We start from the raw sequence: 14,182 nt of genomic DNA, 5'->3' as shown, positions 1-14,182 counted from the left end.
AAACAGAGTATGATTATTCAAATCAGCGCGGGTCAGGGACCATCCGAATGCCAGCTGGCGGTCGCAAAACTGTTCGAGGCATTGAAAAAGGAATATGGGGATTTGGAAATAGTATCGGAGACAAAGGGTTATGAGAAAGGCTGCTTTGATTCCATCCGTTTCCGGACAGAGCATAATCTGAGCAGCCTTGAAGGGACGGTACAATGGATTTGTCAAAGTCCGTTCCGAAGGAACCATAAAAGAAAAAACTGGTATGTAGATATGAGCATAATCCCGGAACAGTCTGAGGTGGCGTTGGATAAGGAATACCGTATCGAGAAATTCCATAGCGGAGGAAAAGGCGGACAGAATGTAAACAAGGTAGAAACAGGGGTGCGGATTATTCATATTCCGACTGGGCTCGTATCCCAGTCCACCGAGGAACGAAGCCAGTACCTGAATAAGCAGAAGGCTATGGAGAGGCTGCAGGAAAAGCTTTCCGGATTGCAGAAGGAGCAGAAAGAAAAACAGGAAAATACTGCTTGGCGTGAGCATAATCGGATCGTCAGGGGAAACCCGATACGAACTTATGAAGGAGAAAAATTCGTCTTAAAGAAAAGAAAGGATTAGGAAAGGAGGCGAATAGGGACTTATAACTGGTACGATACATATCGTACACTTGTGCACCGTATATGCGGTGTGAATAACGATATATTATGTTTATATAACTATAAAAGCCCCTGTGCTGATTTTGGCATAGGGGCTTTTTATGATCCAAAAATGGAAAAGGAACTTTTAAAGGAGAATATAAAGAGCCTTTAAAAGTTCCTTTTCATAACTGGATTTATGGAAAAAAGAATTGCTAAAATCTGTGATAAAAGTGAGAGGTGAAGGAAAATGATTAATATTGATTTGGATAATGTAAATGAAGAAGCTGTTTACCGGGCATTTAATGTCGATGGGAATGAAGCTGAAGCATTAAATGACAGCTATCTTGAACTTTTCGAATTCATTGGCCGTGATGCCATGCTGAAATTGTTTAAATATTTCCGCGGCGACAAAATTGATTGCCCCATGCGGCTGTATCGTCCTGAATTTATAGCAGATCTGGCGAAGTAGACAACAGATCGGCGCGAACGTGCCAAAATTGCAAGAGCTGGTGGGTATACCGCTAAGTTTATAGAAGGGGTGCTGAACAAGCGGCGAAAAGAAAATGAGACTATATAGGAGATGTTTAGTTTGGAAAAAATCTTGTTTCGATAAAAGAGAGGGGAAAGTATGAACAGAATTACAAAGTATGATATTTTAAGAGTTATTGCATGTTTTTCCATAGTACTGCTGCATGTATCAGCCAGTTACTGGAGTGTTGTGGATGTACATAGCAAAGAATTTTTAATTATGACAATTTATAATAGCTTAACCCGTTTCGCGGTTCCTGTTTTCTTTATGTTAAGCGGACTTTTTCTTGTTTCACCACAAAAAGAAAATTTGGCAATAGGAAAACGGATTTTGAAATTACTGGTATTATTTTATGTCTGGTCGGCCTTTTACGCTTTTCAAGGCGTGGCAATTGATGCACTTCACGGAGCGGTTACAAAGGAAGTATGGGCAGCATCGGTACAGCGGTTTATATTTGGACATACCCATATGTGGTTTATTCAAATACTGATTGGCTTTTACATATTGATTCCAATAGCAAGGCAAATATGTGCGAAAAAAGATGTATTACAGTATTATCTGATTCTATGGACAGTATTCAAATTCCTGCTGCCCTGTCTGACAGATATATTTCATCTGGATACAATCCAGGCAAGGATAGACAGCCTTGGTCTGGATATCCTTGTCGGTAATTTTGGCTATTTCTTATTAGGATATTATCTGAACGTGACTGATATTAAGAGAAAAACCCGATGGATTATTTACGCAATGGGAATTGCGGCAGTGGCTGCGACGGCCTGGCTGACAGTCCGGGACAGTATAGGGACGGCTGCATATGTAGAGAGATGGTTCAGTCCTGCTTCTCTGAATATTCTTATTATGAGTGCTGCCATTTTTATCTGCTTTAAATACGGTAAGATGTTTAATAAGGTGAAAAGGGTTTCTATATGGCAAAAACTGTCCGGTTATACCTTTTTCATTTATATGTTCCATATGTTTGTGATAGAAAAGTTAAATCTTATCGGTATTACTACTATTTCATATCCCGCCATTAATTCAGTACCAACCTTAACGATATTTACTTTTACAGTCAGTCTTTTTGGGGCATTTGCAGTTGACCGCATACCGTTTGTCAGGAAAATAGCAATGCTGCATTAAAATATCTTGTACATTTACTTCTTTCACCTATAGAAAGGAAAATGGGTTTGTCAAGAAAAAATACTTGACACCTCTTCCCTCATATAGTAAGATAATCCATGCAGCGGGAGGACAGAGTCTGCTCAGGCAGCGTAAAGGAAACAGATAACAGGCACAGGATGGGAAAAAATGGAAAAGATAGTGGAACAGGGTCTGTTATATGATTTTTATGGTGAACTGCTCACAGAGCATCAGCGCCATATTTACGAGGATGTGGTTATGAATGACATGTCTTTAAGCGAGATTGCCCAGGAAGCGGGAATCAGCAGGCAGGGAGTTCATGATTTGATAAAAAGGTGTGACAAGACGCTGGAGGAATACGAAAGCAAGCTGCACCTGATGGAGAGATTCAGGAATATTAAGGAAAAGCTGGAACAAATTAAGCTGTTGTCATCTGAAGAAGCAGTGAAAAAGCTGGCGGATGACATTTTAGAAGAACTGTAAAGAATCAGCAAAGGAAATTGTGTGTATGGCATTTGAGAGCTTAACCGATAAACTCCAGAACGTATTTAAGAATCTTCGCGGAAAAGGACGGCTGACGGAAGAGGATGTCAAGACAGCCCTGAAGGAAGTCAAGATGGCTCTTTTGGAGGCGGATGTTAACTTCCGTGTGGTAAAACAGTTTGTCAAGTCCGTAGAAGCCAGAGCGATCGGTACGGATGTGATGAACGGGCTGAATCCCGGACAGATGGTTATTAAGATTGTAAATGAAGAAATGACTGCTCTGATGGGTTCCGAGACAACGGAGATTGCCATGCAGCCCGGTAAGTCGACCACAGTCATTATGATGTGCGGCCTTCAGGGTGCAGGTAAGACGACTACAGCGGCCAAGCTTGCAGGAAAGTTTAAACTGAAGGGCAAAAAACCTCTGTTGGTTGCCTGTGATATTTATCGTCCGGCTGCTATTGAACAGCTGGAAATCAATGCAAAAAAGCAGAATGTGGATGCTTTTTCCATGGGAACGAAAAATAAGCCTCTGGATATTGCCAGGGCCGGTATGGAGCATGCACAGAAGAATGGAAATAATGTGGTAATCCTTGATACGGCAGGGCGTCTTCATATTGATGAAGATATGATGAAGGAACTGCAGGAAATTAAGGAGAACATTACCGTTCACCAGACACTTCTGGTGGTGGATGCCATGACCGGACAGGATGCCGTGAATGTGGCAAAAGAATTTGACGAGAAGGTGGGCGTGGACGGAATTATCCTGTCCAAGATGGATGGTGATACCCGCGGCGGTGCGGCTCTTTCCGTAAAAGCAGTAACCGGAAAGCCCATACTTTTTGTGGGTATGGGAGAAAAGCTTTCCGATTTGGAACAGTTTTACCCGGACAGGATGGCCAGCCGGATTCTCGGTATGGGCGACGTCCTTTCCTTAATAGATAAAGCCCAGGCAAGCCTGGACCTGGATGCCGATAAGGAAAAAGAGATGGCATCCCGCATGAAGAAGGGGAAATTCGATTTTGAGGATTACCTGGAAAGCATGAAGCAGATGCGGAATATGGGCGGCATATCCAGTATTTTAAGTATGATGCCCGGTATTGGAGGCAAATCTGCGGATATTGAGTCCATGGTGGATGAAAAGCAGCTGGCCAGGATGGAGGCTGTGGTCCTTTCCATGACACCGGCGGAGCGCCGGAACCCCAAACTGCTTAATCCCAGCAGAAAGCACAGGATTGCAAGAGGCGCAGGGGTGGATATCAGTGTTGTAAACCGTTTCATCAAACAGTTCGAGCAGAGCCAGAAGATGATGAAACAGCTTCCCGGCATGATGGGAGGTTTCGGAGGCAAAAAGGGTAAGTTTAAACTTCCTTTTTAGCCAAATGGCCTTAAGCAACAGGTCATTTGACACCGCGGGCAGTCATTGCATTCGCGAGAATAAATAATAAAAAATAAGCAAATATTTCCGGAGGTAAGAAAAAATGGCAGTAAAGATCAGATTAAGAAGAATGGGACAGAAGAAGGCTCCTTTTTACAGAATTATCGTGGCAGATTCCAGATCTCCCAGAGACGGCAGATTCATCGAAGAAATCGGAACCTATGATCCTAACAAGAATCCCAGTGAATTCAAGGTAAATGAAGAACTGGCAAAGAAATGGCTGAACAATGGTGCACAGCCCACAGAGGTAGTCAGCAAAATCTTCAAAGCAGCGGGAATCGAGAAATAAGACCTCTTTGCTAAGAAGAGGATATCGGCACTGGCTGCGGGTATCCGGTTGAATGGAGGGAAAGTGATGAAAGAACTGGTTGAAGTAATTGCCAAGGCACTTGTTGACAACCCGGAGGAAGTAGTCGTTACGGAAAAAGAAGATGGGAAAATAACGACGATAGAACTTCACGTTGCGCCGTCCGACATGGGTAAAGTAATTGGTAAACAGGGCCGTATCGCCAAAGCAATCCGTGCGGTTGTAAAAGCGGCAGCGCTGGGAGACAAAAAACATGTGGATGTAGAAATCATCTGATACGATAAAAGGCTGCTCCCTTTATGGAAGCGGCTTTTTGTTTCAGAATGGGAAACTTAGATTTGTTTTGGAGGATTAGGATGGAGCAGAGACTGCAGGTGGGGATCATTACGGCTTCTCATGGATTAAAGGGAGAAGTAAAGGTTTATCCCACCACGGACGATCCGGCCAGATTCAGAAGGCTGAAGCAGGTGATACTGGACAGCGGGAAGGAAACAAGAACGCTGGAAATAGAGGGAGTAAAATTTTTTAAACAGTTAGTCATTCTCAAATTTAAAGGGCTTGATGACATCAATGATGTGGAAAAATTCAGGAAAGCCAGCCTGTATGTAACAAGGGATAATGCGGTACGTTTAAAAAAGGATGAGTTTTTTATTGCCGATTTAATCGATATGACTGTGGAAACAGAGGACGGAACTGTATTGGGCACTCTCAGGGATGTCATTACCACAGGGGCAAATGATGTATATGAGGTAACCTTGCTTCAGGGAGGTTCGGTCCTGATTCCTGCGATTAAAGAATGTATTCTTGAGGTTGATGTGGAAAAGGCAAGAATGCGAGTGCATTTGCTGGATGGCCTGCTGGATTTGGGAAATGATGGCAGGGGAGGAAATAAGGAATGAATTTCCATGTGTTAACCCTTTTTCCGGATATGGTGTCGGGCGGCCTGAATACCAGTATTCTTGGCCGTGCGGCTGCAGAAGGCCATATCAGCCTGGAAACGGTAAATATTCGGGATTTTACGGAGAATAAGCATAAGAAAGTGGATGATTATCCGTATGGGGGCGGAGCCGGTATGCTGATGCAGGCACAGCCCGTTTATGACGCCTATCGTTCCATAGAAGAGAAAATCCTTGAAAATGACGGGAAAAAGCCCAGAGTGATCTACGTAACCCCTCAGGGAAGGGTTTTTAATCAGCAGATGGCGCAGGAGCTGGCTTTGGAGGACGAACTGGTCTTTTTGTGTGGTCACTATGAAGGGATTGATGAAAGGGTTCTTGAAACCATTGTCACGGATTATGTTTCCATAGGGGATTACGTACTCACCGGAGGTGAACTTCCCTCTATGGTTATGATAGATGCCGTATCCCGTCTCGTTCCCGGTGTGCTGAAAAATGAAGAGTCGGCGGAATTTGAATCCTTTCATAATAATCTTCTGGAATATCCCCAGTATACACGTCCGGAGGTTTGGCAGGGCAAAACGGTGCCTGATATTCTTTTATCAGGGGATCATGCAAAGGTGGATAAATGGCGTCTGCTGCAGTCGGAGGAGCGTACCAGGGAGCGCAGACCTGATCTGTATGAGGCTTATGCAAGGGAAGGCAAAGCCCTTTCCTGGCTGCTTAAGAAAAAAATAGCCCACATGGATATGATTGAAGTCATACGCCGGGGACAGGGAGAGCTTCTGTGCGGAGAAGAAGAAGGTGTGCTGCTCAGGGATGTGCCGAGCGGCGCTTATATGATGTCCGCCGCGGACGAGGATATGGGCGAAAGACTCCTTTCCCTTATTCCCAGAGGATTGAAGGACGGATTGTATGTGGCTCATCAGGAATTCCTGAAGGAGAGTATCTGCAGGCGTTTTAAGGGTTCCGTAATCAATACATGCGTCCAGGCTGTGTATACCAGGAAGACTCCTTTGGAAGAAGATTCCCGTTTTTGTATAAAAACACTGGATACTTCTTATTTGGAGGAGGTATATTTTCATTATCACGCGGTTCATGACAAAGGCTATCTGGAAGAACGGCTTCGTTCCGGGATGATGTACGGCGCTTTTGCGGACGGAAAGCTAACAGGCTTTATAGGCATGCATGCGGAGGGGAGCATGGGGATCCTGGAGGTTTTTGAAGAATTCCGCAGACAGGGTATCGCAGAAGCGCTGGAACGGCATCTGATTAACCGTATTCTGGAAAAGGGCTGGGTTCCTTTCTGTCAGATTTTTACTGATAATGAAGCCTCGGTTAAGCTTCAGCAAAAGCTGGGGCTGCGTATCGTTAGAGATACGGTATATTGGATTTCCTAAAAAGAATTTGATGGGTACAGATGGGTAATTTGATGGCAATTAGTACTTGCTTTTGCAGGTATGATATGGTATATTATAAACGTTGCGAAAACGAGATGGTCCTCTGTTACAGGAAATGTATTAAGAACATCCGATAAATCAGGAGGAAAAGCAATGAATGATATTATTAAAGCAATTGAAGCAGAACAGCTGAAAGCAGAAGTTCCGGAATTCAGTGTTGGTGATACCGTAAGAGTTTATGGTAAAATCAAAGAAGGAAACCGTGAAAGAGTTCAGGTATTCGAAGGTGTTGTCCTGAAAAAGCAGGGCGGCAGCAACAGGGCTACCTTTACTGTAAGAAAGACCTCTAACGGCATCGGTGTTGAGAAGACATGGCCGCTGCATTCTCCCAATGTAGAGAGAGTGGAACTGGTTAGAAAAGGTAAAGTAAGAAGAGCTAAGCTGAATTATTTAAGAGACAGAGTAGGTAAGAAGGCTAAGGTTAAAGAACTGGTAAAATAATCGGATACGGTATGAGGGGCAGCCGCTGTGGTGGTTGCCTCTTTTTGCTTTTGGGGCGGAGGCGTTCCCTTCCCTGCTTTCGTTGTGTCCTCAGCCATGGGTGTCCTCCCGGTCTTTCCGGTTCGGTCGGCGCACTGCAAGGTTCCTGTGCGGGCACGCTCTCGCTCGGATAAATACGCAGCGGTACTAAGGTTGCACAGGACGCAACCTAAGGACCGGCGTATTTATACGGCCCTTACAGGAATCCTTGCAGTGTGCCAACCGAACCGGAAAGACCGGGAGGACACCCATGGCTGAGGACACTACGAAAGCAGGGAAGGGAACTGGTGTAGTTATAGGAAAAAATAAGGGACAAATAATGCACACAAAGTTGTCTGCTTGCCAGTTGAATATATTTCGTGATAGAATGGTATCATTGTTTGGGAACTGAAATTTTACGACGGGATATGGAAAATTACGGATGAGAAAGTCTAAGGGATTAAGCTTTTATAGGAGACGGAAGAAAATAAGTACGGCGATACTTCATGAGATTCTCAGTTATGTACTGGGGATAGCGATTGCTGCTTTCCTGGCTTTTGTGATTGTTTATTTTGTGGGGATACGGACGAGTGTGATTGGGGTTTCTATGGAGCCGGCGCTTTATAATGGGCAGGAGATTCTGATAAACAGGTTTATTTATAAGCTTTCTAATCCGAAGGCCGGGGATGTGGTGGTTTTTCTGCCTAACGGGAACCAGAATACGCATTATTATGTGAAGCGTGTGGTGGCTGTTCCGGGGGAAACGGTGCAGATTGCGGAGGGTATTCTTTATGTGAACGGGGCTCCGGTGGAGGATGATACTTATGATTTGATTGCGGATGCGGGGATCGCGGAGCATGAGATAAAGCTTGGGAATGATGAGTATTTTGTTCTGGGGGATAACTGTAACAGCAGTGAGGACAGCAGGTCCGGGAATATAGGCGCTGTCGCACGGGATGATATTGTGGGCAAGGCTTGGTTTAAGTTAAGTGAGGGCAGCAATTCTATGGGGCCGATTAAATAAGGTGCGGAAAAAGCGCACGCCTGCAGGGGCAGGCAGATAGGAGTTTGGCATGAATTACCAATGGTATCCTGGGCATATGACGAAAGCAAGGCGTGCTATGCAGGAAGATATCAAGCTGATAGATTTGATTATAGAGCTGGTGGATGCAAGAATTCCCTTAAGCAGCCGGAATCCGGATATTGATGAGCTTGGGAGGAATAAGTCGAGGCTGGTTCTTATGAATAAGTCTGATTTGGCGGATCCGGCATGCAACAGGGCATGGACAGCCTGGTTTCAGGAGCAGGGGATCAAGTCTCTGGAAATCAACGCGCAGAGCGGGCAGGGAATGAAGGCTATTCAGGGAGCCGTGCAGGAGGTGTGCAGGGAAAAAATTGAGAGAGACAGGAAGCGGGGAATCCTGAACCGTCCGGTACGGGCTATGGTGGTCGGGATACCCAATGTGGGGAAGTCTACTTTTATCAATTCTTTTGCCGGAAAGGCATGTACTAAAACGGGCAATAAGCCCGGTGTAACCAAAGGAAAACAGTGGATCAGGCTGAATAAAGGACTGGAGCTTCTGGATACACCCGGAATCCTCTGGCCCAAATTTGAAGACCAGAGCGTTGGCATGAAACTGGCATTTATAGGCTCCATGAACGATGAAATCATCATTATGGATGAACTGGCCGTCGACCTGATAAGCTTTCTGCAGGAATGGTATCTCCCTCTTCTGAAGGAGAGATACGGCCTTACCGGGGAGGAAACGCCGGTACAGGTGCTGGAGGCGGCAGCCGAAAGGCGTAAGTGTTACAAGAAGGGCGGCGAACCGGATTTGAGCAGAGCGGCCCAGCTGGTGACCGATGATTTCAGAAGCGGCAGATTGGGAAGAATTTCTCTGGAAAGGCCGTAATAAAACAGATTGGAGCATAAGAAAATGAAAAATGTGGTAAAGGAAATTTTCAGTACAATTCTTTACATCCTGGTGGTACTGTTGGGGACCTACCTTTTGATTACCTTTGTCGGGCAGAGAACGTCTGTGAGCGGCAGCTCCATGGAACCTACCTTAAGCAATAACGATCAGTTGATACTGGATAAAATATCCTACCGCTTTTCAGAACCGCAGCGATTTGATATTATTGTATTCCCCTTTCAATATGCGGAGAAAACTTTTTATGTAAAGCGTATCATCGGTCTGCCGGGAGAAACGGTGCAGATTGATTTACAGGGCAATATATATATAAACGGACAAATACTGAACGAGGACTATGGAAAAGAAACCATTAATTTTGCCGGACTGGCAGTAGAACCGATCACTTTAGGGGATGATGAGTACTTTGTGATGGGAGACAACCGGAATAACAGTTCGGACAGCCGGGATCCCAGCGTGGGGAATATCCGCCGCAGCAATATTATCGGTAAGGCCTGGGTAAGAATCTGGCCGCTGAATAAATTCGGTGTTCTGAAGCATCAGTGATGAAATAAGGGCAGGTATCAGAGATGAAAATACAGGAGATAAAAGAGCAGTTCGGCAATTGTCCCACAGAGCGGCTTCCGGAGCTTATAGAGGCCTATAAAGAGGATGAACGAAGCGGGATAAAGGCTGAAATCGCAAAAGCGGAAAAAAGGCTGGAAGCGCTGGAAAAAGAAAAAGCACGGATGTTCACCATGCTGCGTTTTGAAAGAGAGTATGGGGATGCCGGATATATCTGCGGCATTGATGAGGTAGGCAGAGGCCCTCTTGCAGGCCCTGTGGTGGCAGGAGCGGTTATTCTGCCCAAAGACTGCAGTATTCTTTATCTGAATGATTCCAAGCAGCTTAGCGCCCGGAAAAGGGAAGAACTTTATGAGGTTATTATGAAGGAGGCGGTGGCCACGGGTATCGGCTATGCTTCGCCGGAAAGGATAGATGAAATCAATATCCTGCAGGCTACTTACGAGGCTATGAGGGAGGCTGTCGGCCGTCTTTGCGTGAAGCCGGATATCCTGCTCAACGATGCGGTTACGATTCCCGGACTTCCGATGCGTCAGGTGCCGATTATCAAAGGGGATGCCAAGAGCGCATCCATTGCGGCGGCGAGTATAATCGCCAAGGTGACCAGGGACAGGATGATGGTGCAGTATGACAGTGTGTTTCCGGGATACGGCTTTGAGGCCAATAAAGGGTATGGAGCGGCAGCTCATATTGATGCTCTGAAGAGGCTGGGGCCTACTCCGATCCACAGGAGAAGCTTCATTAAAAATTTTATGGAAGGTGCCAATGAATAAAAGGAAACTCGGGGAATCCTATGAAGAGGCGGCCAGCCTGTATCTTCAGAAAAAAGGAGTACGTATCGCGGAAAGAAACTTCAGGTGCCGTCAGGGGGAAGTGGATCTGATTGGCTGGGATGGGGAATATCTTGTTTTTTTTGAGGTGAAATACAGGAAAAATAAGAATGCAGGCTATCCGGAGGAATCGGTTGGAACAGGAAAACAAAAGAAAATATGTGGTGTGGCGGATTATTATCTTTACCAAAGGAGACTGGGGGAAAGCATTCCGGTACGGTTTGACGTGGTTGCAATATGTGGGGAATGCGTAAACTGGTATCAGAATGCTTTTGATTATATAAGGCGGTATTGACAGAAAGGAAAAGGATTGCATGGATAATGTAACGGTAATAAAGCGGAAGGACGCATCCCGGCCGGTTATGCGCCAGACGGTGATAAAGGGAGCGGAGTATCTGTCTTTTCCTGCGATTGAAGAAACCGGTGTGGTCAGGCATTTGATGAGTACAAGGCTGGGCGGCGTCAGCGAGGGTGATCTGTGGTCCATGAATGTCAGCTTCAGCAGAGGCGATAAAACGGAAAATGTGAACGAAAATTACCGCAGGATTGCGGCGGCTCTTGGGTGTACCCCGGAGGATTTTGTGTTTTCCGATCAGACGCATACTACCAATATCCGCCATGTTACAGAAGCGGATAAAGGGAAGGGGCTCCTGCGTCCCAGAGATTATGCGGATGTGGACGGCATGATTACGGATGAACCCGGAATTGTGCTTTCCACCTTTTACGCGGATTGTGTGCCTCTGTTGTTTGTGGATCCCATAAAGCGCGCTGTCGGACTGTCTCATTCAGGCTGGAAGGGGACAGCCGGAGGAATGGGTAGGAAGACCGTGGAAGCCATGGAGAAGGCATTTGGTTCCCGTCCGGAGGATATCCTTGTGGGCATTGGGCCGTCAATCTGCCAGGACTGCTATGAAGTGAGCGAGGACGTGGCGGAGGCCTTCCGTAACCTTTTATCCGGCGAAGAAATGAAAAAGGTGAAAACCATGACAGAAGAACAGATACTGAAAGATAAGAGGAACGGAAAGTACCAGCTGGATTTGTGGAAGGCAAATGAGGCGGTTTGCTTATCGGCCGGTATCCGGCCGGAACATATCAGTGTGACGGATATCTGTACATGCTGTAATCCGGGATATCTTTTTTCCCATAGGGCAAGTAATGGAAAAAGAGGCAACCTGGGGATGTTCGTTGTTTTAAATTAAAGGAGCGAAAGCGGATGGCAAAAACAGAATTGGCAGTAGCGGAGTTGATATGGAATATCATTGCGAGAAAAACGGGAAATGTGGGGAAGGTGGATTTTTTCCCGCAGAAACCGGCCTTTCCCTTTGGGAATACTTTTCCTGAACGTGAGGACGGACAACAGCCTCTGGAAAGAGCAGTTCCGGAAAGCCAGGGAGTATCCTCAGCGCATTTGGCGGCTTTCCTCAAGGATTTGGCGCTCCATGAAAACGTGGATATCCACCAGATTATGGTCGTGAGGAACAACAAGGTCATCTGTGAATGCGGGTTTGAACCCTATCCGGCCGGCATGTGGCATGCCAGTTATTCTATGTGTAAAAGTGTTACCGGCATGGCAGTGGGAATGCTTATCGGTGAAGGGCGTCTGCGTCTGCAGGATAAGGTAATAGATCTTTTTGGTGGAAAGAAGAACCTGCTCAATATTTTCCGGCTCAAGGATATTACCGTAGAGAATCTGCTTACCATGACAAGCTGTGTCAGCTTTAATGAAACAGGGATTGTATCAGGAAATGACTGGGTAAGGGGATATCTGGAATCCGGCCTCATTGGAGTGCCCGGTAAGAAATTTGAATATAACAGTATGAACTCCTACATGCTGTCTGCAATAATTACGGAAGTGACAGGGGAATCCCTTATGGAATATCTGCGTCCCCGTTTGTGGGAACCCATGGGAATCCAAAAGGTTTTTTGGGAAACCTGTCCGAAGGGGATTACAAAGGGCGGCTGGGGATTATTCTTATGTCCCGAGGACGCGGCAAAGCTCGGTATTCTTTATCTGCAGCATGGCAGCTGGAAAGGACAGCAGCTGGTTCCGGAGGATTGGGTGGAGATGTCCCTTAAAAGACATGTGGAAACCCCGTCTTCCATGAGTAATTATGGCTATGGCTATCAGCTGTGGAAGGGAGGAAGGGAGGAATCCTTTAACTATAACGGTATGCTGGGGCAGGATGTTCTTGCTTATCCGGATTTGAATATGGTTGTAGTCTCCAATGCGGGGAGTAAGGAACTGTTCCAGAACTGCGTACTGCTGGGTATTGTGAAAAAGTATTTTGAAGAGGATTTCAATCCCCCCGCCGTACTTCCGGAGGATCTGCGGGGGCAGATAATGCTGCAGCACGTAATAGAAGAAATGGAAGGCCGCCGTACGGGGCTGCCGGTGATTGAAAAAGGCGGCTGGGAAAAGAGAAAGGCAGTATATATCAGAAGTACCCTGAGACAGAAGCGGATAAATTATCTGGATGGTAAACTTTATGAAATGGAAGAACAGCAGGTGGGGCTGATGCCTCTTATGATGCAGGTGTTTCATAATAATTTTACGGATGGCATTCATAAAATCGGTTTTATGGCATCCGGAAACCGGCTGTTTATTGATTTGTATGAAGGAAAGGAAAAGAAGTCGCTGGAGGTTGGATTTGTGAAGGCGGTGGCGTCGAATGTATCCTTTAACGGGGAAATTTACCGGATAGGGACAAAAGGGGAGTTTTCCACGGATGAGGACGGCAGAATGGTATTGAAAATTGATTTTGCCTTCCTGGAAGAGGCATGCAGACGTAAACTGAAGCTTTATTTTGATGAAAATACCCTGGAAGCCCACTGGGATGAGACTCCCGGAAAGGAGGTCATCATGGAGGGCCTTGATTCCCTTACGGATCTGGGAGGGAAAATGGGCTTTTTAATGAATACAATCAAGGAGAGCGGCGGAATTGATGTATTTCATCTTTTGGTAGAGCGTACGGTACAGCCGGTATGCGTCGGTAAAGAGATAAACACAGAGGATGAGGAAGCGGCGAAGAATGAGCCGGCTTACCAGGATCAGACAGAAGAATGAAGATAGGGAAAGGGAAAAACAGGTATGAAAAAGAAAGCGGTTATTTGCAGCATTATTACAGTGCTGTGCATTGTGGCGGCGGTATTTCTTCGTTTCGCCATGGAGGACACCAATCCTGAGTATACGGAGGTCAAGGCGACGGTCGTAAGCTCGGATAATATCGTCAGGAAGGTACTCGGGAAGCGGCAGACGCAGTATGAAGTGGTTGTGGAGTATGAAGGGCAGGAATATAAACTCAAGAATACGCACAGCAGCGCTGCTTATATACCGGGAAAGGAAGTGACGGCGCTTCTGCATGACGGCAAGCTGTATGCCAATATCGAAGGAATAACCAGTACCACTCCGGTTGCCATGGTCTATTTTGTTTTTCTGTTCGGTTCTTTTGCCATGGTATGCGTTTCTGTGACACTGTTCAGCAAGGCGCGGACGGAGGGCTGATTGATACATAAGAATTG

At 46.0% G+C, this 14,182-nt stretch carries 18 protein-coding genes and 1 pseudogene; all 19 read left to right on the top strand.

The genetic code is table 11. The features are described 5' to 3' along the window. Positions 1-9 precede the first annotated feature (9 nt). The 19 genes and pseudogenes from prfH (at position 10) to BLA28_RS27985 (ending at position 14,165) form a co-directional block, all read left to right on the top strand. Positions 10-609, top strand: a complete 600-nt coding sequence (gene prfH, locus BLA28_RS28070) for a peptide chain release factor H (RefSeq protein ID WP_069159527.1) — start codon at positions 10-12, stop codon at positions 607-609. Positions 610-876: 267 nt separating this feature from the next. Further along, complete coding sequence (locus tag BLA28_RS28065; protein ID WP_242880665.1) at positions 877-1,098, top strand: hypothetical protein; 222 nt, start codon at positions 877-879, stop codon at positions 1,096-1,098. 159 nt (positions 1,099-1,257) lie between these two features. Then, positions 1,258-2,295 (top strand): acyltransferase, encoded by a 1,038-nt coding sequence (locus BLA28_RS28060; protein WP_069159528.1) that lies wholly within the window; start codon positions 1,258-1,260, stop codon positions 2,293-2,295. A 168-nt stretch (positions 2,296-2,463) separates the two neighbouring features. Further along, positions 2,464-2,778 carry a YlxM family DNA-binding protein gene (gene ylxM / locus BLA28_RS28055; RefSeq protein ID WP_009256419.1) on the top strand — a complete coding sequence of 105 codons (315 nt, stop codon included), beginning with the start codon at positions 2,464-2,466 and terminating at the stop codon, positions 2,776-2,778. Positions 2,779-2,803: 25 nt separating this feature from the next. Then, positions 2,804-4,156 carry a signal recognition particle protein gene (ffh, locus tag BLA28_RS28050; protein WP_044972525.1) on the top strand — a complete coding sequence of 451 codons (1,353 nt, stop codon included), beginning with the start codon at positions 2,804-2,806 and terminating at the stop codon, positions 4,154-4,156. A gap of 103 nt (positions 4,157-4,259) precedes the next feature. After that, complete coding sequence (rpsP, locus tag BLA28_RS28045) at positions 4,260-4,505, top strand: 30S ribosomal protein S16 (protein WP_009256417.1); 246 nt, start codon at positions 4,260-4,262, stop codon at positions 4,503-4,505. Between the two features lie 66 nt (positions 4,506-4,571). After that, positions 4,572-4,799: a KH domain-containing protein gene (locus BLA28_RS28040; protein ID WP_009256416.1), complete on the top strand. Its 228-nt coding sequence runs from the start codon at positions 4,572-4,574 to the stop codon at positions 4,797-4,799. An 80-nt stretch (positions 4,800-4,879) separates the two neighbouring features. Next, positions 4,880-5,422 carry a ribosome maturation factor RimM gene (gene rimM / locus BLA28_RS28035; protein ID WP_069159587.1) on the top strand — a complete coding sequence of 181 codons (543 nt, stop codon included), beginning with the start codon at positions 4,880-4,882 and terminating at the stop codon, positions 5,420-5,422. Then, a pseudogene (gene trmD, locus BLA28_RS34900) lies at positions 5,419-6,132 on the top strand (tRNA (guanosine(37)-N1)-methyltransferase TrmD); the annotation flags it as partial. The gene rimM and the pseudogene trmD, both read left to right, overlap by 4 nt. A gap of 30 nt (positions 6,133-6,162) precedes the next feature. Beyond that, on the top strand, positions 6,163-6,819 hold the full coding sequence (locus tag BLA28_RS34895) for a GNAT family N-acetyltransferase (protein WP_456318665.1): 657 nt from the start codon (positions 6,163-6,165) through the stop codon (positions 6,817-6,819). Between the two features lie 153 nt (positions 6,820-6,972). Next, positions 6,973-7,320, top strand: coding sequence for a 50S ribosomal protein L19 (gene rplS / locus BLA28_RS28025; protein ID WP_009256413.1), 348 nt, complete (start codon positions 6,973-6,975; stop codon positions 7,318-7,320). Between the two features lie 460 nt (positions 7,321-7,780). Further along, positions 7,781-8,362 carry a signal peptidase I gene (lepB, locus tag BLA28_RS28020; RefSeq protein ID WP_069159530.1) on the top strand — a complete coding sequence of 194 codons (582 nt, stop codon included), beginning with the start codon at positions 7,781-7,783 and terminating at the stop codon, positions 8,360-8,362. 49 nt (positions 8,363-8,411) lie between these two features. Further along, positions 8,412-9,251 carry a ribosome biogenesis GTPase YlqF gene (ylqF, locus tag BLA28_RS28015; RefSeq protein ID WP_069159531.1) on the top strand — a complete coding sequence of 280 codons (840 nt, stop codon included), beginning with the start codon at positions 8,412-8,414 and terminating at the stop codon, positions 9,249-9,251. Positions 9,252-9,275: 24 nt separating this feature from the next. After that, entirely contained in the window at positions 9,276-9,815 is a 540-nt protein-coding gene (gene lepB, locus BLA28_RS28010; protein WP_009256410.1) for a signal peptidase I, read from the top strand. Positions 9,816-9,838: 23 nt separating this feature from the next. Further along, on the top strand, positions 9,839-10,606 hold the full coding sequence (locus BLA28_RS28005; RefSeq protein ID WP_069153590.1) for a ribonuclease HII: 768 nt from the start codon (positions 9,839-9,841) through the stop codon (positions 10,604-10,606). Then, a complete protein-coding gene (locus BLA28_RS28000; protein ID WP_069159532.1) occupies positions 10,599-10,958 on the top strand; it encodes a YraN family protein in 360 nt (119 codons plus the stop codon). Before BLA28_RS28005 ends, BLA28_RS28000 begins: the two co-directional genes overlap by 8 nt. A 19-nt stretch (positions 10,959-10,977) precedes the next feature. Next, the gene (gene pgeF / locus BLA28_RS27995) at positions 10,978-11,862 is read left to right on the top strand and encodes a peptidoglycan editing factor PgeF (protein ID WP_069159533.1); all 885 of its coding nucleotides are present in this window, start codon (positions 10,978-10,980) and stop codon (positions 11,860-11,862) included. Positions 11,863-11,876: 14 nt separating this feature from the next. Continuing rightward, positions 11,877-13,727 (top strand): serine hydrolase domain-containing protein, encoded by a 1,851-nt coding sequence (locus BLA28_RS27990; protein WP_069159534.1) that lies wholly within the window; start codon positions 11,877-11,879, stop codon positions 13,725-13,727. 24 nt (positions 13,728-13,751) lie between these two features. Next, entirely contained in the window at positions 13,752-14,165 is a 414-nt protein-coding gene (locus BLA28_RS27985; RefSeq protein WP_069159535.1) for a penicillin-binding protein, read from the top strand. Positions 14,166-14,182 lie beyond the last annotated feature (17 nt).

Origin of the sequence: Eisenbergiella tayi (genome assembly GCF_001881565.1) — a bacterium.
Lineage (GTDB): Bacteria > Bacillota > Clostridia > Lachnospirales > Lachnospiraceae > Eisenbergiella > Eisenbergiella tayi.
Note: the sequence above shows the minus strand (reverse complement) of the source record. Positions and strands in the feature narration are given on the sequence as shown.

Excerpts from the sequence above, each read along its gene's own strand:
- BLA28_RS27990 (WP_069159534.1), top strand. The coding sequence starts at position 11,877 with ATGGCAAAAACAGAATTGGCAGTAGCGGAGTTGATATGGAATATCATT.
- BLA28_RS28060 (WP_069159528.1), top strand. The coding sequence starts at position 1,258 with ATGAACAGAATTACAAAGTATGATATTTTAAGAGTTATTGCATGTTTT.
- ylqF (WP_069159531.1), top strand. The coding sequence starts at position 8,412 with ATGAATTACCAATGGTATCCTGGGCATATGACGAAAGCAAGGCGTGCT.
- lepB (WP_069159530.1), top strand. The coding sequence starts at position 7,781 with ATGAGAAAGTCTAAGGGATTAAGCTTTTATAGGAGACGGAAGAAAATA.
- BLA28_RS28040 (WP_009256416.1), top strand. The coding sequence starts at position 4,572 with ATGAAAGAACTGGTTGAAGTAATTGCCAAGGCACTTGTTGACAACCCG.
- ffh (WP_044972525.1), top strand. The coding sequence starts at position 2,804 with ATGGCATTTGAGAGCTTAACCGATAAACTCCAGAACGTATTTAAGAAT.
- BLA28_RS34895 (WP_456318665.1), top strand. The coding sequence starts at position 6,163 with ATGGATATGATTGAAGTCATACGCCGGGGACAGGGAGAGCTTCTGTGC.
- BLA28_RS28065 (WP_242880665.1), top strand. The coding sequence starts at position 877 with ATGATTAATATTGATTTGGATAATGTAAATGAAGAAGCTGTTTACCGG.
- BLA28_RS28005 (WP_069153590.1), top strand. The coding sequence starts at position 9,839 with ATGAAAATACAGGAGATAAAAGAGCAGTTCGGCAATTGTCCCACAGAG.
- rplS (WP_009256413.1), top strand. The coding sequence starts at position 6,973 with ATGAATGATATTATTAAAGCAATTGAAGCAGAACAGCTGAAAGCAGAA.
- rimM (WP_069159587.1), top strand. The coding sequence starts at position 4,880 with ATGGAGCAGAGACTGCAGGTGGGGATCATTACGGCTTCTCATGGATTA.
- lepB (WP_009256410.1), top strand. The coding sequence starts at position 9,276 with ATGAAAAATGTGGTAAAGGAAATTTTCAGTACAATTCTTTACATCCTG.
- BLA28_RS28000 (WP_069159532.1), top strand. The coding sequence starts at position 10,599 with ATGAATAAAAGGAAACTCGGGGAATCCTATGAAGAGGCGGCCAGCCTG.
- rpsP (WP_009256417.1), top strand. The coding sequence starts at position 4,260 with ATGGCAGTAAAGATCAGATTAAGAAGAATGGGACAGAAGAAGGCTCCT.
- pgeF (WP_069159533.1), top strand. The coding sequence starts at position 10,978 with ATGGATAATGTAACGGTAATAAAGCGGAAGGACGCATCCCGGCCGGTT.
- prfH (WP_069159527.1), top strand. The coding sequence starts at position 10 with ATGATTATTCAAATCAGCGCGGGTCAGGGACCATCCGAATGCCAGCTG.
- BLA28_RS27985 (WP_069159535.1), top strand. The coding sequence starts at position 13,752 with ATGAAAAAGAAAGCGGTTATTTGCAGCATTATTACAGTGCTGTGCATT.
- ylxM (WP_009256419.1), top strand. The coding sequence starts at position 2,464 with ATGGAAAAGATAGTGGAACAGGGTCTGTTATATGATTTTTATGGTGAA.